This window comes from Salinisphaera sp. Q1T1-3 (genome assembly GCF_003602005.1).
In the GTDB taxonomy this organism is placed as follows: domain Bacteria; phylum Pseudomonadota; class Gammaproteobacteria; order Nevskiales; family Salinisphaeraceae; genus Salinisphaera.
On sequence record NZ_QZWD01000011.1, the window covers coordinates 71,356 to 93,034 of the forward strand.

General features: G+C 64.4%; 19 protein-coding genes and 2 pseudogenes. 9 read left to right on the forward strand and 12 right to left on the reverse strand.

Features of this window, described 5'->3' with window-relative positions; translation table 11 throughout:
* Positions 1-279 precede the first annotated feature (279 nt).
* Positions 280-1,104 (forward strand): zinc-dependent peptidase, encoded by an 825-nt coding sequence (locus tag D3260_RS11470; RefSeq protein ID WP_120098739.1) that lies wholly within the window; start codon positions 280-282, stop codon positions 1,102-1,104.
* On the opposite strand, the gene D3260_RS11475 is transcribed toward D3260_RS11470, so the two are convergent.
* Both D3260_RS11475 and D3260_RS11480 read right to left on the reverse strand, forming a co-directional pair.
* On the reverse strand, positions 1,085-2,146 hold the full coding sequence (locus D3260_RS11475; RefSeq protein WP_120098740.1) for a trans-acting enoyl reductase family protein: 1,062 nt from the start codon (positions 2,144-2,146) through the stop codon (positions 1,085-1,087). The genes D3260_RS11470 and D3260_RS11475 overlap by 20 nt on opposite strands.
* Positions 2,143-2,949 carry an SDR family oxidoreductase gene (locus tag D3260_RS11480; protein WP_233544049.1) on the reverse strand — a complete coding sequence of 269 codons (807 nt, stop codon included), beginning with the start codon at positions 2,947-2,949 and terminating at the stop codon, positions 2,143-2,145. The genes D3260_RS11475 and D3260_RS11480 overlap by 4 nt, the downstream gene beginning before the upstream one ends.
* 121 nt (positions 2,950-3,070) lie before the next feature.
* Here D3260_RS11480 and D3260_RS11485 point away from each other — a divergent pair, with 121 nt between their 5' ends.
* From D3260_RS11485 to D3260_RS18125, 5 genes and pseudogenes are all read left to right on the forward strand, one after another.
* Complete coding sequence (locus tag D3260_RS11485; protein WP_120098741.1) at positions 3,071-3,313, forward strand: glutathione S-transferase N-terminal domain-containing protein; 243 nt, start codon at positions 3,071-3,073, stop codon at positions 3,311-3,313.
* Positions 3,314-3,660: 347 nt separating this feature from the next.
* Positions 3,661-3,951, forward strand: coding sequence for a glutathione S-transferase C-terminal domain-containing protein (locus D3260_RS11490; protein ID WP_120098742.1), 291 nt, complete (start codon positions 3,661-3,663; stop codon positions 3,949-3,951).
* A gap of 138 nt (positions 3,952-4,089) precedes the next feature.
* Positions 4,090-4,809, forward strand: coding sequence for an acireductone synthase (gene mtnC, locus D3260_RS11495; RefSeq protein WP_158583510.1), 720 nt, complete (start codon positions 4,090-4,092; stop codon positions 4,807-4,809).
* A pseudogene (locus tag D3260_RS18120) lies at positions 4,806-4,945 on the forward strand (MerR family transcriptional regulator); the annotation flags it as partial. The gene mtnC and the pseudogene D3260_RS18120, both read left to right, overlap by 4 nt.
* A gap of 682 nt (positions 4,946-5,627) precedes the next feature.
* Positions 5,628-5,969, forward strand: a pseudogene (locus tag D3260_RS18125) (carboxymuconolactone decarboxylase family protein).
* 6 nt (positions 5,970-5,975) lie between these two features.
* On the opposite strand, the gene mtnA reads toward D3260_RS18125, so the two are convergent.
* The 4 genes from mtnA to D3260_RS11525 all read right to left on the reverse strand — a co-directional run bounded on the left by mtnA (position 5,976) and on the right by D3260_RS11525 (position 10,610).
* Positions 5,976-7,010, reverse strand: coding sequence for an S-methyl-5-thioribose-1-phosphate isomerase (gene mtnA, locus D3260_RS11510; protein WP_120098744.1), 1,035 nt, complete (start codon positions 7,008-7,010; stop codon positions 5,976-5,978).
* Complete coding sequence (locus tag D3260_RS11515) at positions 7,010-8,368, reverse strand: phosphomannomutase (protein WP_120098745.1); 1,359 nt, start codon at positions 8,366-8,368, stop codon at positions 7,010-7,012. The genes mtnA and D3260_RS11515 overlap by 1 nt, the downstream gene beginning before the upstream one ends.
* A gap of 33 nt (positions 8,369-8,401) precedes the next feature.
* Entirely contained in the window at positions 8,402-9,835 is a 1,434-nt protein-coding gene (locus tag D3260_RS11520) for a mannose-1-phosphate guanylyltransferase/mannose-6-phosphate isomerase (RefSeq protein WP_120098746.1), read from the reverse strand.
* Between the two features lie 130 nt (positions 9,836-9,965).
* Positions 9,966-10,610 (reverse strand): thiol:disulfide interchange protein DsbA/DsbL, encoded by a 645-nt coding sequence (locus D3260_RS11525; protein ID WP_120098747.1) that lies wholly within the window; start codon positions 10,608-10,610, stop codon positions 9,966-9,968.
* A gap of 157 nt (positions 10,611-10,767) precedes the next feature.
* On the opposite strand from D3260_RS11525, the gene yihA reads away from it, so the two are divergent.
* A complete protein-coding gene (gene yihA, locus D3260_RS11530) occupies positions 10,768-11,400 on the forward strand; it encodes a ribosome biogenesis GTP-binding protein YihA/YsxC (protein WP_233544051.1) in 633 nt (210 codons plus the stop codon).
* Between the two features lie 1,215 nt (positions 11,401-12,615).
* Here the strand turns inward: yihA and D3260_RS17520 are convergent.
* The 6 genes from D3260_RS17520 to D3260_RS11555 all read right to left on the reverse strand — a co-directional run bounded on the left by D3260_RS17520 (position 12,616) and on the right by D3260_RS11555 (position 19,521).
* Positions 12,616-12,780 (reverse strand): hypothetical protein, encoded by a 165-nt coding sequence (locus D3260_RS17520; protein ID WP_158583513.1) that lies wholly within the window; start codon positions 12,778-12,780, stop codon positions 12,616-12,618.
* A gap of 89 nt (positions 12,781-12,869) precedes the next feature.
* Positions 12,870-15,572 carry a DNA polymerase I gene (gene polA / locus D3260_RS11535; RefSeq protein ID WP_120098749.1) on the reverse strand — a complete coding sequence of 901 codons (2,703 nt, stop codon included), beginning with the start codon at positions 15,570-15,572 and terminating at the stop codon, positions 12,870-12,872.
* Positions 15,573-15,832: 260 nt separating this feature from the next.
* On the reverse strand, positions 15,833-17,095 hold the full coding sequence (gene lysA / locus D3260_RS11540) for a diaminopimelate decarboxylase (RefSeq protein WP_120098750.1): 1,263 nt from the start codon (positions 17,093-17,095) through the stop codon (positions 15,833-15,835).
* A gap of 20 nt (positions 17,096-17,115) precedes the next feature.
* A complete protein-coding gene (locus tag D3260_RS11545; protein ID WP_120098751.1) occupies positions 17,116-17,352 on the reverse strand; it encodes a lipoprotein in 237 nt (78 codons plus the stop codon).
* A gap of 156 nt (positions 17,353-17,508) precedes the next feature.
* On the reverse strand, positions 17,509-18,360 hold the full coding sequence (fghA, locus tag D3260_RS11550; RefSeq protein WP_120098752.1) for an S-formylglutathione hydrolase: 852 nt from the start codon (positions 18,358-18,360) through the stop codon (positions 17,509-17,511).
* Positions 18,361-18,411: 51 nt separating this feature from the next.
* Complete coding sequence (locus D3260_RS11555; protein WP_120098753.1) at positions 18,412-19,521, reverse strand: S-(hydroxymethyl)glutathione dehydrogenase/class III alcohol dehydrogenase; 1,110 nt, start codon at positions 19,519-19,521, stop codon at positions 18,412-18,414.
* A 180-nt stretch (positions 19,522-19,701) separates the two neighbouring features.
* On the opposite strand from D3260_RS11555, the gene D3260_RS11560 reads away from it, so the two are divergent.
* Both D3260_RS11560 and D3260_RS11565 read left to right on the forward strand, forming a co-directional pair.
* Positions 19,702-20,358: an alpha/beta hydrolase gene (locus D3260_RS11560; RefSeq protein ID WP_120098754.1), complete on the forward strand. Its 657-nt coding sequence runs from the start codon at positions 19,702-19,704 to the stop codon at positions 20,356-20,358.
* Between the two features lie 606 nt (positions 20,359-20,964).
* Positions 20,965-21,531 (forward strand): DedA family protein, encoded by a 567-nt coding sequence (locus tag D3260_RS11565; protein ID WP_120098755.1) that lies wholly within the window; start codon positions 20,965-20,967, stop codon positions 21,529-21,531.
* The last annotated feature ends 148 nt before the right edge of the window (positions 21,532-21,679 follow it).

Genomic DNA, 21,679 nt, shown 5'->3' on the forward strand with positions numbered 1-21,679 from the left:
ATGATGATCCGGCCACTCCGCTGACAGGCGGGATGGCCCTCGTGTTTTTGGCCTGGGGCGCTTGTCCCGAAGCGTCGGGCCGCCCATGATGAATCGATTACGGGCGCCCTGCGCCGTTGCAGGTCTGGCTCGTGACACGCCACGATCGGCGCCTCGCGCCTTGCAGGACACACAGCGGGCTCTCGACGAAAGCACGCGTGCGAAACATCAACAGGCCCCGGGGACGGGCCATGTCGAGGTCAATGGCCCCATGACCGCGAATATCACGACACTCTTGCCATGAATCTACTCACCAGCGTACTCGTGGTTCTGTTGACGCTCTGTGTCATCGCCTGGCTCGTGATCCGGCCGGAACGATTGACGCGACCCGGCAGGCTGGTGCCCCGACAACGGCGCCAGATCATCCGTGCCCTGCCGTGGTGGCAACGTCTGGATGCGCGCCGCCGCGCCCGCCTGCTCGATCAGGTGGTGCGGCTGGAAAAGGACATGCCCATCGTGCCCGGCGACGGTTTCGAACCGGACGAATCACAGCGCATGGCGATTCTGGCGCACGTGGCGGTCTGCAGCCTGGCCCCGGATATCAACCCGTACTGGCTGCCCGACGAACTGGTGGTCTTCGGCGACGATGTGGACACCGCCGTCACCACGCTGCCCAGCGACATGATCGAGGATTTCAGCGAACTGGCGATCGGCGAAAGCTGGGCCGCCAAACGGCTGGCGGTGTCCTGGCCGAGCATCGAGCGCGCCGCGGCCGGCGGGCCGGACAATCCGCTGGTGCGCCGCCTGGCCCGCTGGCGCATGCAGCAGATCGTCGCCGATCCGGATCGCAACGGCAGCTGGATGGCGGCCTACGATGCGGCCTGGCAACGCTGGCGGGCCGACCCGCGACCGGGCGCACGCCAGCTACTGCGTCGCATCGACGAGCAGACCGACCTCCCCGGATTCGTCGGTGCCGCAGCCGAGGCGTTTTTCCAGCGCGGCCGCGAGCTCGCCCGAACGCATCCCGGCCTGTACAACCTGCTGGCCACCAGTTTCGATTTCGACACCGCCCGGCATCGACCGGTCGGTCATCGCACGCCGGACGTCAGTTCCGCTGGATCGTGATCGGTTCACTGCCCGGCAGGGTCTCCACGAACTGCCAGCCGGCCAGGCGCGACGGTGTATAGGCCCCGCCCTCTGCCGGGGCATCTGTCAGCAATCGCTGCGCCAGCGCCAGACTGGCATCCACGGTCACGCTGTAACCGTTGGCGACCTTGACCCGGCCCACGACTGTCTGCCCGTGCTTGTCGGTGGCCTCGCCCCAGACATAGGTTGGCTGTCGCGCCCGGGTTTCGGCGTCCGGGCCCTTGATCTGTCCCGCGCGCTTTTTCAGGAACCGTGTGACCGGCCGGAGACCAAGGACAGGCTGGATCCAGTTCAGGCGCTTGACCTGTTTCACGCGACCCGGCGATATCGGCATATAGACGGCGATATCAGGAATGCCGGTCGAGTGATACGCCGTCGAGACATCGCCCCACGGAATCGTCATCGCGGTCTTCTCGCCGTTGCCGAAATCGATCTTGCGGACGTCGGCGGCAAGCTTGACGGTTTCGATACGCCCGCCGCGTCGCAGCTTGCCGCCCCCGGCCAGCCCCTCGACCGAGGTCTTGGCCGTCCCCGGCGACAGACCGGATCGGGAGTCGAAGCCGAGCGCGAGTGCCGTCGCATCCGGCATTTCCTCGGCCAGCCGAGCCGCCAGGCAATCGGTGGGCACCACATCGAAACCGGCCCCCGGACAGAGCACGACGCCGGCCTCGCGCGCGGCCTGCATCTGCGCGAATACCTGTTCAAAAACCGCGATTTCGCCGGTGATATCCAGATAATGCGTGTGACTGGCCAGACAGGCCGCGACCATGGCCGGCGCGGTCGACGAGAATGGCCCCGCGCAGTGAATGACCACATCGATATCGGACAGCTGACCCGCGATCGTATCGGCGTTCAGGTCGAACGGCCGATCCACGAGCCCCAGCTCGTGAGCCAATGCCCCGACCCGCGATGCATTACGGCCCGAGACCACGGGCGCGAGCCCGGCGGCCACCGCGGCACGGGTGATCAGCTCTCCGGTATAACCATAGGCGCCGTATATGAGCAGACGGCTATGCTTCATTGTTTTTCTCCTCGTTCGACGAATGATCGGGTCGCCTTGCGCACGGCGCGTGCGAACAGCTCGGGCTGGAGACGCTTGAGCCGATACTGCCAGCGCGACTCGCGATGCGAGATGACCAGGAACCGGCCGGCCGCAGCGGCCTCGAAGACATCGTCGGCCACGGTTTCGGCCGTGACCTTCGAACGCTGCATGAGTTTTTCGACCATCGCCTTCTGGCCCGGCCGACTGCTTCGGAACGTGTCCATCAACCCGGTCGCGAAAAAAGCCGGACAGGCGACCGTCACCCCGATACCGTGGCGTGCTTCCTCATGGCGCACGGTCTCCGACAGCGACAGCACGCCGGCCTTGGCCACGTTGTAGGCCGCCATACCCGGCGCATTGGCGATCGCCGCAAAGGACGCGATATTGATCAGATGCCCCCGACTGGCCCGCAGCAACGGCGTTGCCGCACGCGTGCCGCGCACGACCCCCATGAGATTGATATCGATCAGCCACGCCCAGTCGGCGGCCGGCGTATCGGCCACGGTCCCCGCGCCGGCCACCCCGGCGTTATTGATGAAGACATCGACGCCGCCCCAGTCCGCGGCCAGACGCGCGGTCAGTTCGGCGAAGTCTGCATCGTTGCGGGTATCCAGCGGCTGGGCGAGCGCGGTGCAGCCGGCGGCTTCGATCTCGGCGGCCACGCGGCTTGCGCGCTCGGCATCCAGATCGGTGACGGCAACGGCCCAGCCGGCCTGCGCATAGCGCAGCGCCAGTGCGCGGCCGAGCCCGCTGCCGGCGCCGGTGATTGCAACACGTCGCATGGTGGATTCAGGTTGAGTCATCATCTGAAATGGCGTCTTGTCAGATGGCCAGCATACGATAAACGATCACGTCGCGTCGCCTGGTCTGCTACACGGCCGACCTGCGGCCGGAGACACTGCAATGAAGCTCTACGAATATTCGCGCGCGCCCAATCCTCGTCGTGTGCGCTGGTTCATCGCCGAAAAAGCCGTCGACTGGGCCACGATCGACATCGTGCCCGTCGATATCGTGACCGGGGAAAACCGATCGGCGACGTGTCTGGCCAGGAATACGATGGGCACGGTGCCCGTACTCGAACTTGACGACGGCACCTGCCTAGGGCGTGTTGAGGTTTCGTGCGAATCCGCGCCAAGCGCGCCCTGAAATTGACGATGGGCGGCAAGACGAGGCGTCGCACGCGCCGTGCAGCCACGCTGCACCCGCGGGCGACAACGCTGGATTGCCGTCGTGTTCTTGATTTTGGGGCGCTTGTCCCTTCGGGTTGGGCCGCCCATGAAAAATCGACGATGGGCGCCCGGCGGCGTTGCCAGCCTTGATCGTGGCACGCCACGATCGGCAACTCACGCCTTGCCGGACACACCGCGGTCTCTCGACGAAAAGGCGCTCGAACGAAACCTGGCCTAATCGATGGCGATCTGTCGCTATTTCGAGGCCCGGCCCCCGAACCGCCGCTGCTGGGCGTTTCGGCACGCGATCAAGCCGTCATCGAGATGTGGCATCGTCGCATGGAGCGCAACCTGCTCTATCCGGTGGCGCTGGCCTTACGTCATACCACGGTGCATTTCGCCGATCGCGAGCGGATGTTTTCCGATTACGGCGCCGACTGTCTGGCAACCGCCAGCCGCATGTCCGATTTTCTGGACCGCCATCTGGCCGGGCAGACCTGGATCGCCGGCCCGGCGTTTCCGGTCGCCGATATCACGGCGGCTGCCGCGATCGATTTCGCCCGAATCATCAAACAGCGCATCGATCCCGACACGCAGCCCCATCTGGCGGCATGACATGCCCGGGTCTCGGCGCGTCCGACCGCGCGCCGATAACGCCGGCCGGCCTGTCGCCGATGCGATCCTGGTCCGGCCCAGGGCAACACCGGCACACGCACGTTACGATTGGCGGCCTGCGTCATGACAAGGCCTGCAATGCATCTCGAAGGTTCGCTCTCACCCGAAGTTCTCGCCGTGGTGGTGGATATCGAAGGCACCATCAGCGATGCCCGATTCACCGCCGACGTGCTCATCCCCTACGCCGAGCAGCATTTCGGCGACTGGCTGGCCCGCCACCGCGGCCGTGCCGAAGTGGCAGCCGCCGCCGATGTATTTCGCCATGCCGTCGACGAGCCCGAGGCCGATGACGACCGCCTGAGCGAGCTCGCCGAAGCCAGCCTGGCGCAGGGTGAAGCATTGCCCGCCCTGGCCGAACTGGTAAGACTGCTCTGGCTGGATGCCTATCGCGCCGGCGATCTCGAGGGCCATGTGTATCCCGATGCGGTGGCCACGCTTCAGGGCTGGGCCGACGATCATCGCGCGTTATTCACGTTTTCGGCCTCGGCGGCCTACGATCAGCGTCTCCTCGTCACCTACAGCGACCACGGCGATCTATCGGACCTGTTCTCCGGCTTTTTCGACCCGCGCACAGGCAAGAAGACCCAGGCCGCCAGCTACACGGCCATCGCCAAGGCGGTCGGTCAACCCCCGGAAGCGCTCCTGTTCGTCTCGGACCGCGGCAACGAGCTCGATGCGGCCAAGAAAGCCGGCTTCCAAACCTGCTGGGTAGCACGTACGGACACCGCCCGGGAAAAAGCCTATAACCAGCAGACCCATGCCGTGGTCGACGATTTCTCTCAAATCGAACTGTTATGAAAATCGGCGAATTGGCCCGCCAGGCCGGCCTGTCGCCTCACACGCTGCGCTATCACGAGCGCATGGCGTCCTGCGTCGAACGCATCGCGATGCCAACGGACCGCGTGTCTTCGATACGGCTGACCTCGCCCGGGTCGCGTTTATCAAACACTTGAGGGCGACCGGTATGCTGTTACTGCAGATTCGTCGCTACGCAGAGTTGCGCGCCACCGGCCATCACACGTTGACCGACCGCCAGACGCTGTTGAAAACCCGCGCCGCTGTTTAGGGAACCTCTGATCTATTCATCCACGGTCGCGTTTGAGTCCCCAAAGGCCACGATACAAGGCGCATGGCGCCGCGTCATAGCCACTCTATGATCCAGCCATGCAACGCCGTAGCGCGGCCTTTGGGGCCAAACCGCTTAGCGGCCGGGCTTTTGCGCGCGCCTGAGCGGCGTTGCCGCTCGCTCATTTGCATTCAGCAAACGGCGCTCGCGGCGTCTTGTCAGACGCGCGCAAAAGACACCGGCGCGACCGTGGATGAATAGATCAGAGGTTCCTTAGGGCCTGTCGATGTTTCGTTCGAGCGCCTTTTCGTCGGGAGACCACTGTGTGTCCGGCAAGGCGCGAGTCGCCGATCGTGGCGTGCCACGATCCAGACGGGCAACGCCGCAGGGCGCCCATCGTCAATTTCAGGGCGCGCTTGGCGCGGACTCGCACGAAACATCAACACGCCCTAGAGTCAACGCGAAGCCGTGCGTTGTTTCGCTCGCTCTTCAATCAGGCAGAACCATGGACAACGCACGCGACGAAACCGGACTGGCATGACTTCGCGAAATCGACAGCGCTGCCGGTGAGAACGTCATCGAAAGCCTGCAATCGATCGCGCCCGATCTGAGGCGTGACGTGATCCAGTTTCCGTTCGGCGATATCTATCAGCGGCCCGGTCTGGACCTGGCGCGCCGCGAACCGGTCACGGTGGCCGCAGTCACCGCGCTGGTCAATTGCCCTGCACAGCTGTAAGTCCATCTACACAGCGCGCGCAACGTCGGCTGTGCGCACGGACAGGTCGTAGAAACCATCATTCAGATGGTCGTCCATGCCGGCTTCCCGGCGGCGCTCAATGCAAGAATGATCGCCGACCGGGTATTCAAGGAACGAGGCATCATCCGCCACTGATAGGCGCTACCCGAAAGCCGCCCCGCCGGCATCAAGCGCGCCGGCTGCCACATCGCTCGGCCCGAACACGCCGATATCCAGAATCCAGTGGTCGATCAATGTCGCCGGAGTGATATCGAACGCCGGGTTATGGACCGGCGCATCGGCCGGGGCCCAGCGTAGGTCGCCCGCCGGGCCGGTCACACCACGTACTTCGGCAGCATCGCGCTGCTCGACTTCGATTGCCGCCCCTGTCTCACACTCGGGATCCAGTGTGGTGTACGGCGCAGCAACCGCGAACGGAATCTCGTGATACCGCGCCAGCACGGCCAGTCCATACGTCCCGATCTTGTTCGCGACATCACCGTTGGCGGCGATTCGATCGGCGCCAACGATCACCCGATCGATGCGCTCTTCGCGCATCAGGGCCGCCGCCATGCTGTCGGTGATCAGGGTATAAGGCACACCGATTTGGCCGAATTCCCAGGCCGTCAGCCGGCCGCCCTGCAACAGCGGTCGGGTCTCGTCGACCCAGACCGAAATCCCCTTGTCCTGCTCGTGCGCCCGACGGATCACGCCCGCCGCGGTGCCGATGCCGGCGGTGGCCAGCGCACCCGTGTTGCAGTGGGTCAGGATACGCTCACCAGCGCCGATCAGGGCCGCGCCGTTGTCAGCGATGGCCTCGCAGAGCATGACATCGCGATCGGCGATGGACTCGGCGGTGGCAATCACCCCGGAGATGCCGTTGCGTGACAGCGCAGCGGCCAACCGGTCCATCGCGAACATGAGATTGACCGCGGTCGGGCGGGCGGCGCGCAGCGCGGCAATATCGTCGGCCAGCGTATCGGCCTCGTCGCCGGCCTCGGCCCGCGCGGCGACATGAAGGGCCGCCGCCACACCGATCATCGGCGCGCCGCGCACCCGCAGCGCCCGGATGGCCTCGACCATTTCGGGCGTCGAGCCGATCGTCAGCCAGACTTCCTCCTGTGGCAGCCGAGTCTGGTCGAGCAGACAGACCCGGCCGTCGTGCACCTTGAGCCCGAGACCGTCCCGCGGTTGCATCAGGCCGTCCCGCCGATCCGGGTCAACAACTCATCGGTCTTGGCTTCCATCAAGGCCTTGTCGCCCCGTGATTCCACGTTCAGCCGGATCACCGGCTCGGTGTTGGATTTACGCAGATTGAAGCGCCAGGCACCGAAGTCCATCGAGAGGCCGTCCACATAAGCCACGCTCTCCGCGCTGTCGCGATAGGCCTGCTCCATGTCGGCCATGACGGCATCGGCATCCTCGACCTTGCGGTTGATCTCGCCCGAGGCGGGAAAAGCCGCGATGCGCTCTTCGACCAGCGTGGACAGGCGCTTGCCGGTACGCGAGACGAGCTGGGCGAGCACCAGCCACGGCAGATGGCCGTTGTCGGCATAGGAGAATTCACGGAAGTAATGATGGGCGCTCATCTCGCCGCCATAGAGCGCGTCATGTTCGCGCATGACCTGTTTCATGAACGAATGGCCGGACTTGGATTCGACCGCTTCACCGCCGGCGGCCGCAACCTGGTCGAGCGTGTTCCAGATCAGGCGCGGATCGTGCACGATCGCCTCGCCCGGGTTCATCTCGAGCAGCATCTGGGCGATCAGGCCGACGATGTAGTAGCCCTCGATGAAGGCGCCGGTCTCGTCGAAGAAGAAACAGCGATCGAAGTCCCCGTCCCAGGCCACGCCGAAATCCGCGCCGGTCTCACGCACCTTCGCCGAGGTCGCCTCGCGATTCTCGACCAGAAGCGGGTTGGGCACGCCGTTGGGCAGCGTGCCGTCCGGCTCGAACTGCATGCGCTGGAAATCGAACGGCAGACGCTCGGCCAGCTTGTCGACCACCAGCCCGGCACAGCCGTTGCCCGGGTTGGCCACGATCGTGAGCGGCTTGAGTTCCTCGGGCTTGATCTGCGCCAGCAGAAAATCGATGTAGTCGTCGCGCTGATCCAGCGGCGTCACCTGCCCCGGCTTGTCGGCCGGCGACAAATCGTTGGCGTGCACGCGGCGCTCGATGTCGGCCAGGCCGGTATCGGCCGAGATCGGCTTGGCCTGTTCGCGCACGAACTTCAGCCCGTTGTAATCCTTGGGATTGTGGCTTGCGGTGACCATGATGCCGCCATCGGCATCTTGCGAGAACACGCCGTAGTACACCTCTTCCGTACCGCCGAGGCCGATATCCAGCACATCGGCGCCGGCCGAAGTCAGGCCGTCGATCACTGCGTCCGCGAGTTCCGGGCTGGACAGGCGCATGTCGCGTCCGACCACCACGGTACGCGCGCCGAGCTCGGCCGCGAACGCCGCGCCGATGCGACGGGCCATGTCGGCGTCGAGCTCGTCAGGCACCTTGGCCCGGACATCGTAGGCCTTGAAGAAAGCGTAATACTCACCCATCGAAAACTCCTTGTTGCAAACCGGTTCGATTGTCTAGCTGTCGGTGTCCGGCGGCGGGGTACGGCCGTAGACGTCGTCGTAGCGCACGATGTCGTCCTCGCCCAGATAACTGCCGGACTGTACTTCGATGAGGTCCAGGTCTACCTTGCCGGGGTTTTCCAGACGATGAACCGATCCCAGCGGCAAGTAGGTCGACTGGTTTTCCGTCAACAGGACAACATCGTCATCTCGCGTCACCCGGGCCGTCCCGCGCACGACGACCCAGTGCTCGGCCCGATGATGATGAGACTGCAGTGACAGCCGACCGCCCGGCGACACCCGGATATGCTTGACCTGATAGCGCGGCCCCGTCGCTATCTGGCGATAGCTGCCCCACGGCCGATAAGCCTTGCGATGTTCGATGGCCTCCGACCGGCCGGCGGCATCGAGATCGGCCACCAGCCGCCCAATGTCCTGCTCGCGCGACCGATCGGCGACCAGCACTGCATCCGGGGTCTCGACGATGATGGCCCCGCGCATGCCCAGCACCGCGACCAGCTGGTCCTCGCTTCGCACCAGACAGTCATCGCTGTCCGCAAGCCACACATCGCCCATGACCGTGTTGCCACGCGCATCGGCACCGTTGGCCCGGGCGACCGCGCTCCAGCCGGCCAGATCCGACCAGGCGGTGGCCAGTGTGACCATGACTGCGCGATCGGTCCGTTCCATCACCGCGTAGTCGATCGAATCGGCGCGGACGGCCGAGAAAGCCACCGACTCCAGACGCAGGAAATCGATGTCGCGGACCGCGTTCTTGTAAGCGGCCTGTACGCCATCGTGAATATCCGGGGCATACGCGCTCAGCAGCGCAAGATAATCGGCGGCACGAAAGACGAACATGCCGCTGTTCCAGAAATAATCGCCCGCGGCGAGAAAATGCGCCGCCCGTACCGGGTCAGGTTTTTCGACGAAACCATCGACCCGGCGCACGCCCTCGGCGATCTCATCGCCGGCATGGATGTAGCCATAAGCCGTCTCGGCCCGTTCGGGTACGACCCCGAACAGAGCCAGCGCGCCGTCGGCCACGGCGCCACGGGCCTGAGCGATCGCATGCCGCAGCGCCGCCGTGTCGGCAATGGCATGGTCCGTGGGCAAGACCAGCAACTCGACTTGCGAGCCGTGCAGATGCCGAGCTTCCAGCGCCGCAGCCGCGACCGCAGCTGCGGTGTTCCGCGCGGCCGGCTCGAGCAGAATGCGGCCCTCGTGACCGGCCGCACGCATCTGCTCGGCGATCACGAATCGATGTTCGTCGTGGCCGATCACGATCGCCGGGCCCAGATCGTCGATCTCGCCCAGGCGGGTCAGCGACTGGCTGAACAGTGACGCCTCATCGTCGGCCAGCGGCAGAAACTGCTTCGGACGGCTACGCCGCGACGAAGGCCACAGACGCGTTCCGAGCCCGCCCGCCAAAAGCACCGGTATGCGCATGTCAGATCCCCGTGATCCGTCTGTCGAAAAGCCGGCCGCCGTCATCAGGCGCCGATGTCTCATCATGCGGCCGCATGTGATCGGGCCGCCAGAATGACAGTCCCGGCGCCAGGCACGGGGTGTGTTTCAATCACTGCGCGCGCCGGGCCTTGGCCTGCACGACGAGATAATCCACCACATCGAGCATGCGAGTATTGTCGCCGGCAAGCCGCCCGCTGACCCAGTATCGATCCCCCACCGCCATGCTCGGCACGGCCGTCACACGAAAGTGCCGCATCCGATCGGCCACCGCGCGCACCTTGGCCGAGACCGCATCGCTGTTGTAGACGGCATCGAAACGTTTGCCGTCAACGCCGTGCGCCACGAGAAACGCCCGCTGCGCGGCCGCGGTGGCCAGCGGCTGGCCATCCTGGTGGATGGCGTCGAAAATCGCCTTGTGCAGACTGTCGGTCACACCGAGCGCGCGCTCGGTGTAGTAGAGCCGGGCATAGGACATACCGCCCTCGCCGAACAGGACCGGCACGCGATCGAATTCGATGCCCTGATGCTTGCTTACCCAGCGCTCGAGCCGGGGCTCGAAGTGATAGCAGTGCGGGCACGAGTACGCGAAGAATTCCGTGACATGGATCGGGCCGTCCTTGCCCGGTTCCGGCGCATTCGCCACGACCTGATAGTCGTCGCCCGCGACATAGCGCGTCACCAGCGACTGCGCGTGAGCCGTCGCGAACATCGCGAGCAGCATCACGCCCGTCAGAACCGAGAGAGATCGCATCATTGCTGTTTCCACTTCTGTCTACCGAATATGCGGCGACGAGCCGATACAATGCCGGTTTGGGCACGGCGGCTGTTCGCCGGCGCCCAGTGTAGTCGGCCAGGCCAGGAACCGATAACACGTCGCGCACGAACAAAAACGACCCGGGAATTCGAACACGATGGCAGACCTGACTCCGCAAGACTTCCGGCGCATGCAATTCCGGCTCTCCGCGCCCAAGCTGACCGCCCTGCCCTCGGATGCGATCCCGGAGATCGCCTTCGCCGGCCGCTCCAATGCCGGCAAATCCAGCGCGATCAACAAACTCTGCGATCAGAAGGCTCTGGCGCGCACCAGCAAGACGCCGGGCCGCACGCAGGCCATCAATTTCTTCGACAACGGCACACTGCGCTTTGCCGACCTGCCGGGCTACGGCTTCGCACGCGTGCCGCCAAACGTGAAACAGGCCTGGGCACGTCTGATCGAAGGCTATCTCGCCGAGCGCGACAACCTGGCCGGCGTCGTGTTGATCATGGACGCGCGTCGTCCACTCATGGAGTTCGACCGCCAGCTGCTTCACTGGGGCGGCGAATACGGCCTGGCATTCCATCTGCTCCTGACCAAGGCCGACAAACTCTCTCGAAACCAGCAGCATCAGACGTTGCAAAAGATCCACGCCGCCGTCGAAGGCGCAACAATCAGCCTGTTCTCGGCCACACGGGGCACCGGCCTTGATGAAGCCCGACGGGCGGTCGCCGCGCTTCTGCCCGAGGCGGATGACACGCCGACCGACCCACTGGACGAGCCGATCTGAAGGCCGCGATTTACGTTCGTCGACCCATATCGACCTTTCATCGGCGGATCAGCCATTTGGGCTCGACGCCGATCGAGGTTTGTGCGATAAATTCATCCAGAGCAGGGGTGCTCAGGGCAAAAAACGAGCCCCGGCGGTGGGGGAACACCGTCAGGGCCGACGGCCCGATCTTGGGGGAACCGGACTGGATACCGCTCAGGGAGAAAAGCGGGCAGGCACGTCGCCTGTAAAGGGTGAGACGCCGTGTATCGACGGAAGTTCCATCGATACCCGGTTTTTTCGGCCAGTACGGACGAAAAAATGCCCCGACGGCAGGGGGAATACCGTCAGGGCACGACCGGTTTGGGGGAACCGGGGGGATCCGCTCAGGGAGAAAAGCGGGCAAGCATTGCTTGCATAGGGTGAGACGCCGGAACACGAACGAAGTTCCGCGGATCGCCCTATTTTTTTGTGCGGTTTTCGGATCGTTGGCTTCGTTGCCGGTATCGGTTGATAAAAAAAGCCCCGACAGCAGGGGGAGCGCTGTCGGGGCCGGACCGGTCTTGGGGGGAACCGGTATGGGATCCGCTCAGGGAGAAAAGCGGGCAAGCATTTCGCTTGCATGACCTAAGACGCCGCCACGCCCACAAAGTTCCGGCCATCGGCCAGATTTTTTTGCGGCGGGCGAACGACGGCGATCTCGACCGCAAAAAAAGCCCCGGCGGCAGGGGGAGTACCGTCGGGGCCGGACCGGTCTTGGGGGAAACCGGTATGGGATCCGCTCAGGGAGAAAAGCGGACAAGCATTTCGCTTGCATCAGGTCAGACGCCACCACCGCCACAAAGTTCCGGTCATTGACGAGATTTTTTTGCGGCGGGTAAACAACAGCGATCCCGACCGCAAAAAAAAGCCCCGACGGCAGGGGGAGTACCGTCGGGGCCGGACCGGTCTTGGGGGAAACCGGTATGGGATCCGCTCAGGGAGAAAAGCGGGCAAGCATTTCGCTTACATGAGGTCAGACGCTGAAACGTCGACGGAGTTCCCCCATCAGCAGATTTTTTTTGGGTACACGACAAGCCGCTGACGAATCGCCAGGCAGCCATTGCGTCGGTCTGCCAGCAAACCGCTCGCATCGTGTCGAAAGGGGCCAATCCAAAAGAAAACCCCGGCAGTAGGGGGAATTACTGCCGGGGTAAGGTATCCGGTTGTTGGGGGGAACCGGATGGGGGTTACCGCTCAGGGAGAAAAGCGGGTAAGCAAGCAATGCTTACGTGAATTGAGACTGCTGCGTGCGACATGAGTTCCACCAGCATGCGCAATCTTCTTGAAATCATTTTCAAGTAGCTGATTTTGCCGGCGATTTTTATTCCGAAAACGGCGCCAGTCGTCGGCATCGGGCATTTTCGTCCGATACGTTGTTCTGTCGGACCGGCGGCCGAGCAAAGGTCGTTGTGGCCCGCAGGCACACCGCTCGACCCGGCCCTTGTCCTTTAGTGCGCCGCCTGCCAGTTATCGGCGATACCGGCCTCGGCCCGTAACGGCACATCGAGCGTGGCGATTGCGTTCATGCGGTCCACGATTTGCTCGCCGATCGCATCGGCGGTGTCTACCGGCACTTCGAATACGAGTTCATCGTGCACCTGCATGATCATCGTCGCGTCGGTGCCGGTCTCGCCCAGCCAGGCATCAACGGCGATCATCGCTTTCTTGATGAGATCGGCTGCCGTGCCCTGCAACGGCGCGTTGATCGCCGTACGCTCGGCGTACTGACGGCGCTGGCCGTTGCGGGCATTGATTTCGGGTAGATAGAGCCGACGGCCGAACAGGGTCTCGACATAACCCTGGGCCTTGGCGGCCTTTCGGGTGTCCTCCATGAAACGTGCGACACCGGCAAACCGCTCGAAGAACTTGTCGATATAGGCCGCGGCATCTTCGCGTGAGGTCTCGAGCTGCTTGGACAGGCCGTAGGCCGACATGCCGTACATGAGACCGAAGTTGATGGCCTTGGCGGCCCGGCGCTGGTCGGCGGTGACGTCGTCCAGCGGCGTGTCGAAGACTTCCGATGCCGTGGCGGTGTGGATATCGCGCTCTTCGTTGAAGGCCGCGAGCAGCCCGGGATCGCCCGACAGATGGGCCATGATGCGTAGTTCAATCTGAGAATAGTCGACCGCCAGAATCCGATATCCCGGCCGGGCCACGAACGCCTCGCGGATACGCCGACCAGCCTCGGTGCGAATCGGGATGTTCTGCAGGTTGGGATCGGACGAGGACAGCCGGCCGGTGGCCGCCACGGCCTGGTGATAACTGGTATGGATACGGCCGGTGCCCGGGTTGATCAGCGTCGGCAGCTTTTCGGCGTAGGTCGATCGCAGCTTGGACAGCTCGCGCCAGGCAACGATCAGCGCTGGCAGTTCATGGGCATCGGCCAGTTCACGCAGAACATCCTCGGCCGTGGACGGCGCGCCTTTCGGTGTCTTGCGGATGACCGGCAGCTCAAGTTGATCGAAGAGGATGGTCTTCAGCTGGTTCGGTGAGCCGAGATTGAACTCGGTGCCGGCCGCGATATAGGCCTCGGCCTGGATCTCATCCATGCGGGTCTTCATTTCGCCGGACACACGGGCCAGTAGCTCGGCATCCACGAGCACCCCGTTGGCCTCGACCCGCGCGAGCACCGGCATCAGCGGCATCTCGATCTCTTCATAAAGCGCGCGCAGCGAGGGCGTTTCGCACAACTGACCGTAGAGTCGGTGATGCAGCTGCAGCGTGATGTCAGCGTCCTCTGCGGCGTATGGCGCCGCATCGTCGAGTGCGACCTGATTGAAGCCGACCTGCTTGGCGCCCTTGCCGGCCACCTCCTCGAATTTGGTGGTCGTGCGTTCCAGGTATTTCTGTGCCAGCGAGTCCATGTCGTGACGCGTGGCCGTGGAATCCAGCACGTAGGATTCCAGCATGGTGTCGTGATCGGCTCCGGCGATCCGAATACCGTGACGCGCCAGCACGTTGAGGTCGTATTTGATGTGCTGGCCGAGCTTCGGCTTGTCGGCATCCGTCAGCACGCCCTTGACGCGCGCGAGCACCGTGTCCATCGACAGCTGCGCCGGGGCGCCGATGTAATCGTGGGCCACCGGCACATACCAGGCCTCGCCCGGCTCGACGGCGAACGACAGGCCGACGAGACCCGACTGCATGGCCGACAGGGCATCGGTCTCGGTATCCACGCAGATCAGCTCGGCGGCTTCGAGCCGGGCGACCAGCGTGTCGAGCGCGACCTCATCGAGCACTGTGTGATACGTGGTCTCGGCCGGCGCCGGGGCCGCGCTTGCGGCGGTGTCGGTCGCTGGCGCATCCAGCTCGTCGAGGAACTTGTAGAACTCATAGCGACGATACAGGGCCACGAGTGCCTCGGTATCGATCTCGCGTCGCACGAGATCCGAACCTGCCTCGCCCAGATCGAGCACGGTACGGATCGTGACCAGATCCTGATAGAGCGGCAGCTCGTCGAGCTTGGCACGCAGATTCTCGGCGACCTTGCCGCCGATCTCGTCGGCATGCGCGATCACGCCGGCCAGATCGCCGTATTTCTCGATCCACTTGGCGGCCGTCTTCGGCCCGACCTTGTCGACGCCCGGCACGTTGTCCGAGGTATCACCGACCAGTGCGAGATAATCGGTGATGCGTTCCGGCGGCACGCCGAACTTGTCGTTCACCCGAGCCACGTCGGTACGCTTGTCCTGCATGGTATCGAGCAGCACGACCCGCTCGTCGACGAGCTGGGCCATGTCCTTGTCGCCGGTCACGATGATCACCGGACCGGACTCGGCGACCGCCAGCGTTCCGATCACGTCATCGGCCTCGACCCCGCTGACCTGAAGCATCGGCAGGCCGAGGGCAGCGATCACGTCCTGAATGCCCTGGAACTGATCGGACAGATCCGGCGGCACCGGAGGACGGTTCGCCTTGTAGTCGGCGAACAGCTCGTTGCGAAAGGTCGGTCCTCTCGGGTCGAAAACCACGACGATACGATTCGAGTCGTACTCTCGCAGGAACTTGCGCAGCATGTTGGTCATGCCATAGATCGCCCCCGTTGGCTCACCGGCCCCGTTGGTCAATGGCGGCAGCACGTGATAGGCGCGATACAGCCAGGACGAGCCGTCGATGAGAATCAGCGGGCCGTGGGCTTGGGTTTCGGACATGACGAGAACGGGCGACGAAGCGATGCCGCTACTTTAAGAGCGCGACGGTCGTGGGTCCATGAACGCGTGACGGTGCATTCAGGCCGCGCTTCGCGGTGCCGACACGATTGCTGCCGTTCGCGCGTCCGCGATCGATCCGCTTTGACAGGACGCAGACCTGTCGGCGGATGCGACTGCCGGATCGAGCTTGTCGACGACGCCCGACCGCAGACGGCATTGTCGGTGTCGAGTCGATCCCCGGACGGCGTTGGTATTCAAAGTCAGTCGAAAGGCAGCCGCCGCTCGCCGCGCATCAGGTCGGCCAGGGTTTCCCGTGCCCGCACTTCGTGGACAGTATCGCCGTCGACGATGACTTCGGCGGCCCGCGGGCGGGCGTTGTAGTTCGATGCCATGACGAAGCCGTAGGCCCCGGCGCTGCGTACGGCCAGCAGTTCGCCGCCGGCCAGTGACAGTTCACGATCCTGACCGAGGAAATCGGCCGTCTCGCAGACCGGGCCGACGATATCCCAGTGTCGCGCTGGCGCCGCGCTTTCGTCGACGACCGGCACGATGCGATGCCAGCCCTCGTAGAGCGCCGGTCGGATCAGGTCGTTCATGGCGCCGTCGACCACCGCGAAGTGCTTGTCGGTCTCGGCTTCGCCCGGCTTGAGGTGCAACACCCGCGTCAACAGGATGCCGGCATTGGCCACGAGCACCCGGCCCGGCTCGAAGATGAGCTTGAGATCGCGTCCGGCCACCAGGTCGCGCAGCGCATCGGCATAGGCCGCCGGACTCGGCGGATTCTCGTCGCGATAGGTGATGCCCAATCCACCGCCGACATCGATATGCGCCAGTTGGATACCGGACGCGGCCAGCCGATCGACGAGCGCGAGCAATCGTTTGACGGCATCCCGAAACGGCGCGAGATCGGTCAGCTGTGAGCCGATATGACAATCGATACCCACGATCGACAGTCCGGCCATGCCGGCCGCCCGGCGATACAGCGCCTCCGCCTCGGCGACCGCGATCCCGAACTTGTTCTCTTTCAACCCGGTCGAGATATAGGGGTGCGTCTGCGCATCGACGTCCGGATTCACGCGTAGCGAAATGGGTGCCCGCACCCCGCGTTCCCGGGCCAGCGCATCGAGGCGATCCAGCTCGGCGGCGGATTCGACGTTGAAACAGGCGATGCCGACTTCCAGCGCCCGCCGGATCTCATCGTCGCGCTTGCCCACGCCGGAGAACACAACCTTGCCCGGGTCCCCGCCGGCGGTGATGACCCGCTCGAGTTCGCCGACCGAGACGATATCGAAACCGCTGCCCAGATCGGCGAGCAACCCCAGCACGCCGAGGTTGCCGTTGGCCTTCACGGCGAAACAGATCTCGTGAGCGATATCCGCCAGCGCCTCGTCGAAGACCCGGTAATGACGCGTGAGCGTCGCCGCGCTGTAAACATAGGTCGGCGTACCGAATCGTTCGGCGATATCGGGCAACGCCACGTCTTCGGCGTGCAGGACGCCGTCACGGAGGGAGAAATGATCCATAACGTCTTCGGCAGGCGGTCCTAGGACCGATCGTCGGAGGCAGATGTCGTCTGCGTTTCAGCATCGGGCGCCTCAGGCGCCGCCGGGGACGACGATTGATTCGCTGACGACGAGTCCGCGTTCGGGTCGTCGAGCAGCGACCGGGGCGGATTGGGATTCTCGCCCGGCAGATACAGCGGGCCTTTCTGCCCACAGCCGGCGAGCGGTATGGCCAGAGCGATGAGAAGCGGCACGAGCGCCAGCGCAGTGGTCTTCATGATGCCTGCCGGACGGAAGAGTCGCGCCAGTTTAACCTGCGCCCGAGGCCGCGCACAGGCACGAAGCGATCGGTATCGTCTCGAAACACAGCGCCGCGTCTTGCCAGCGCGACGGCGACGCGGCCGCCCGAGGAGGGCGACCGCGCCACATATCGTTCAAACGCTGCCCAGATGACGCCCCAGAAAGCGCAGATGCTCGCCGATGAAACTGGCGATGAAGAAATAACTGTGGTCGTAACCTGCCCGCCGATTGACCTCGACCGTCACCCCGGCACCGGCCGCAGCCGCTTCCAGACGATGCGGAGCGAGCTGCTCGTCGAGAAAGTTGTCCGCCAGGCCCTGTTCGAGCCGGATCGGCGGCAGACTTTCGGGATGTGTGGCCCCGGCCAGCAGCGCGCTGGCGTCGTAGGCTTGCCAGGCCGCGCGATCGTCGCCGATATACGTCGGGAAGGCCTTGTGACCCCATGGCACTTCGCTCGGGGCACAGATGGCCGAGAACGCCGAGATCGCCGCGAATCGGTCCGGATTGCGCAGGCCGATGACAAGGGCACCGTGACCGCCCATGGAATGCCCGGCGATCGCCTCGCGCGACAGATCGAGCGTATCGCCGAATTCCGCGGCCAGCAGTTCCGGCAACTCGGTCACGACATAGTCGTACATCCGGTAGTGCGACGACCAGGGCGCCTCGGTGGCATTGACGTAAAAACCGGCCCCCTGCCCCAGGTCATAGGCATCGTCGTCGGGCACATCGTCGCCGCGCGGACTGGTGTCCGGCGCGACGAGCGCGATGCCGAGTTCGGCGGCCACCGCCTGTGCGCCGGCCTTGTTGACGAAGTTCTCGTCCGTACAGGTCAGCCCGGAGAGCCAGTACACCACCGGCACGCGGGCGGTCTCCGCCGCCGGCGGCAGATAGACCGAAAACGTCATGTCGCACGCACAGCGCTTCGAGGCGTGACGATAGCGACGCTGCCAGCCGCCGTGTGACTTGTGCTCGTCGATACGTTCCAACGATCTCTCCTGCAACGATGATCGGGTATGGGCGCGCGGGCGTGCGCTGGCTTAGAAATGCAGTACCGACCGGATGGCCTTGCCTTCATGCAGCAGGTCGAAGGCCTCGTTGATCTGTTCAAACGGCAGATCATGAGTGACGAAATCGTCGATGTTGATCTCGCCGGCCATGTAGCGACCCACGTAATCGGGCAGCTGGGTGCGGCCCTTCACACCGCCGAAGGCGGAACCACGCCAGACGCGGCCGGTCACCAGCTGGAACGGACGGGTTTCGATCGTCTCGCCCGCGCCGGCCACGCCGATAATGGTCGACTCGCCCCAGCCCTTGTGGCAGCACTCCAGCGCGCTGCGCATGACGTTGGTGTTGCCGATGCATTCGAAGGAATGCTCGACCCCACCGTCAGTCATGTCGACGATGACGTTCTGGATCGGGTCGTCGTAATCGTTCGGGTTGACGCACTCGGTCGCGCCGAGCTGGCGGGCGAACTCGAACTTGTTCGGATTCAGGTCGATGGCGATGATGCGATTCGCACCGGCCATCTTGGCGCCCTGGATGACCGACAACCCGATCGCGCCGAGGCCGAACACGGCGACGTTGTCACCGGCCTGCACCTTGGCGGTGTTGAAGACCGCACCGATACCGGTGGTGATGCCACAGCCCAGCAGACAGACCTTGTCCAGCGGTGCTTCGGGGCTGATCTTGGCCAGCGAGACTTCCGGCACGACGGTGTACTCGGAGAACGTCGACGTGCCCATGTAGTGATAGAGCGACTTGCCGTTCTGCGAAAAGCGGGAGGTGCCGTCGGGCATCAGACCCTGGCCCTGGGTTTCGCGCACCGAGCCGCACAGGTTGGTCTTGTTCGACTTGCAGAATTTGCACTCGCCGCACTCGGCGGTATACAGCGGGATGACGTGGTCGCCCGGCGCGAGCGAGGTCACGCCCTGGCCGACATCTTCGACGATACCGCCGCCCTCATGCCCGAGGATACGTGGAAAGAAACCTTCCGGGTCGGCCCCCGAAAGCGTGAAGGCATCGGTATGGCAGACGCCGGTGGCCACGATGCGCACCAGCACTTCGCCGGCCTTCGGGCCTTCGACGTCGATTTCTTCCACGGACAGGGGCTGGCCGGCTTCCCATGCAATCGCGGCACGTGATTTCATCGCAGAGTCTCTTGCTGGCTGAGGTAATTACGCAGGCCGGCCGGCATCATCGGGCCGACCGTCCGATGGATGCCACTGTGCCATACCTCGTTCAGGCGCGAGTTGTACGATAGCGACTTTGTTGCACTTGATCGCGACGCTGTCCAGACTTCGCGAGAAACATTCCGGAAAGACTAAGCCATGCTTGAGTGCGTCGAGATCGAACCCGCCAAGGCGGCAACGGCCGCGGTTATCTGGCTGCATGGCCTGGGCGCCGACGGCAATGATTTCGTGCCCATCATCGATGAGCTGGGCCTGGGCGATGGCCACAGCGTGCGGTTCGTGTTTCCCAATGCGCCGTCGCGACCGGTCACGGTCAACAACGGGATGGCGATGCCGGCCTGGTACGACATCGCGGGCACGGACATTGCCGACAAGCAGGACGCCGACGGCATCGCGGCCAGCGCTCGCGAGATCGAGGCGCTGATCGGGCGCGAAGTCGAACGCGGCATCCCGCCCGAGCGCATCGTGCTCGCCGGCTTCTCGCAGGGCGGTGCCATGGCGCTGCATACAGGACTGCGGCAATCGCCTGCCCTGGCTGGCGTGATGGCACTCTCGGCCTATCTGCCGCTGCACGACCGCCTGACCGACGAAGCCGCATCGGCCAGCCAGGCCGTATCGGTGTTCATGGCCCACGGCACGGAAGATCCAGTCGTGCCGATCGCACTCGGCCGGGGCAGTCGCGACCAGCTTGTGGCCGCGGGCTACGACGTGGCCTGGCATGAATACCCGATGGCACATCAGGTCTGCCTGCCACAGATCGCCACCATCGGCCGCTGGCTGCGTACGCGGCTCTAGGGCCTGTTGAGGTTTCGTGCGAGTCCGCGCCCAGTGCGCCCTGAAATTGACGATGGGCGGCAAGACAAGGCGTCGCACGCGCCGCGCCGTCATGCTGCGCCAGCCTGCTGGAACGCTGTATCGCCGTCGTGTTTTCGATTTCGAAGCACTTGTCCCGAAGGGTTGGGCCGCCCATGAAACATCGACGATGGGCGCCCTGCGGCGTTGCCGGTCTGGATCGTGGCACGTCACGATCGGCAACTCGCGCCTTGCCGGACACACTGCGGTCTCTCGACGAAAAAGGCGCTCGAACGAAACCTCAACAGGCCATAGGGCGTGTGGATCTCTCGGACGAGCGCCGGATCGACGGGCGCGCCTTGTGTTCGGTAAGACGGACGTCGCCGGTCCTGGCGCGCCACGAGCCGGACTCGCCGCGAACCGGGACAGGATGGACGGCCCCATCCGCCCGGGCCGATACGATCTGGCAGCCCGGCGCGGCGTGGTTCATGCCACGCCGTTATCCAACACGTGGGCGCGTCCGGGCCGGATTATCCCCAGACCGCGCTTGATGCGGACGCATCGGCAACATCAACAAGCCCCCGGGGCATTCTCGCCGGATACTTCAACATGATCGCCACGCTGTCCGACCTGATCGCGAATTACGGTTACTTCGCCGTCGCCATCGGTTGCTTCTTCGAGGGTGAGGCCGCCGTGCTGCTCGGCATGATGGCCGCGACCAAGGGTATGCTGTCGCCCCACGGCGTCTGGTTCGCAGCGACGATCGGCACGATCATCGGCGACAATATCTGGTTCCATATCGGCCATCACATGGGCCAGCCGGCTCTGGCACGCCGGCCGAAATGGCACGCCCGAGCCACGCGCGTCGAAGCATTGCTGGGGCGCTACGGCCCGCTGATCATGATCGGCTTTCGTTTTCTTTACGCGATGCGCTCGGTCACGCCCTTCGTGCTCGGCTCGCTCGGGGTCTCCCCCTGGCGATTCCTGTTCTATGACGTGATCGGCACGCTGATCTGGTCCACGTCGGTGACCGTGGTGGCCTGGTATCTCGCCGACGGTATCAGCCGAGCCCTGTCGAAGATCCAGAACGCCGAGCAGCTGATGCTGATCGCAGTGCTGGTTCTGGCCTTTGGCGGCTGGCTCATCTACTACACACGTCAACGCTGGCGGCGCTAGGGCGTGTTGAGGTTTCGTGCGAGTCCGCGCCAAGCGCGCCCTGAAATTGACGATGGGCGGCAAGACGAGGCGTAGTGCGCCGTGCAGCCATGCTGCACCCGCGGGCTACAACGCTGGATTGCCGTCGTGTTTTTGATTCTGGGGCGCT

Bases quoted from the DNA above. Each gene is read 5' to 3' on its own strand.
- polA (WP_120098749.1), bottom strand. From the start codon at position 15,572: ATGTCCGAAACCCAAGCCCACGGCCCGCTGATTCTCATCGACGGCTCG.
- D3260_RS11555 (WP_120098753.1), bottom strand. From the start codon at position 19,521: ATGAAATCACGTGCCGCGATTGCATGGGAAGCCGGCCAGCCCCTGTCC.
- D3260_RS11485 (WP_120098741.1), top strand. From the start codon at position 3,071: ATGAAGCTCTACGAATATTCGCGCGCGCCCAATCCTCGTCGTGTGCGC.
- D3260_RS11515 (WP_120098745.1), bottom strand. From the start codon at position 8,368: ATGGGTGAGTATTACGCTTTCTTCAAGGCCTACGATGTCCGGGCCAAG.
- D3260_RS11565 (WP_120098755.1), top strand. From the start codon at position 20,965: ATGATCGCCACGCTGTCCGACCTGATCGCGAATTACGGTTACTTCGCC.
- mtnA (WP_120098744.1), bottom strand. From the start codon at position 7,010: ATGCAACCGCGGGACGGTCTCGGGCTCAAGGTGCACGACGGCCGGGTC.
- D3260_RS11475 (WP_120098740.1), bottom strand. From the start codon at position 2,146: ATGAAGCATAGCCGTCTGCTCATATACGGCGCCTATGGTTATACCGGA.
- lysA (WP_120098750.1), bottom strand. From the start codon at position 17,095: ATGGATCATTTCTCCCTCCGTGACGGCGTCCTGCACGCCGAAGACGTG.
- D3260_RS11520 (WP_120098746.1), bottom strand. From the start codon at position 9,835: ATGCGCATACCGGTGCTTTTGGCGGGCGGGCTCGGAACGCGTCTGTGG.
- D3260_RS11480 (WP_233544049.1), bottom strand. From the start codon at position 2,949: ATGCGACGTGTTGCAATCACCGGCGCCGGCAGCGGGCTCGGCCGCGCA.
- D3260_RS11545 (WP_120098751.1), bottom strand. From the start codon at position 17,352: ATGAAGACCACTGCGCTGGCGCTCGTGCCGCTTCTCATCGCTCTGGCC.
- D3260_RS11470 (WP_120098739.1), top strand. From the start codon at position 280: ATGAATCTACTCACCAGCGTACTCGTGGTTCTGTTGACGCTCTGTGTC.
- D3260_RS11490 (WP_120098742.1), top strand. From the start codon at position 3,661: ATGTGGCATCGTCGCATGGAGCGCAACCTGCTCTATCCGGTGGCGCTG.
- mtnC (WP_158583510.1), top strand. From the start codon at position 4,090: ATGCATCTCGAAGGTTCGCTCTCACCCGAAGTTCTCGCCGTGGTGGTG.
- yihA (WP_233544051.1), top strand. From the start codon at position 10,768: ATGGCAGACCTGACTCCGCAAGACTTCCGGCGCATGCAATTCCGGCTC.
- D3260_RS11560 (WP_120098754.1), top strand. From the start codon at position 19,702: ATGCTTGAGTGCGTCGAGATCGAACCCGCCAAGGCGGCAACGGCCGCG.
- D3260_RS17520 (WP_158583513.1), bottom strand. From the start codon at position 12,780: ATGCCCGATGCCGACGACTGGCGCCGTTTTCGGAATAAAAATCGCCGG.
- D3260_RS11525 (WP_120098747.1), bottom strand. From the start codon at position 10,610: ATGATGCGATCTCTCTCGGTTCTGACGGGCGTGATGCTGCTCGCGATG.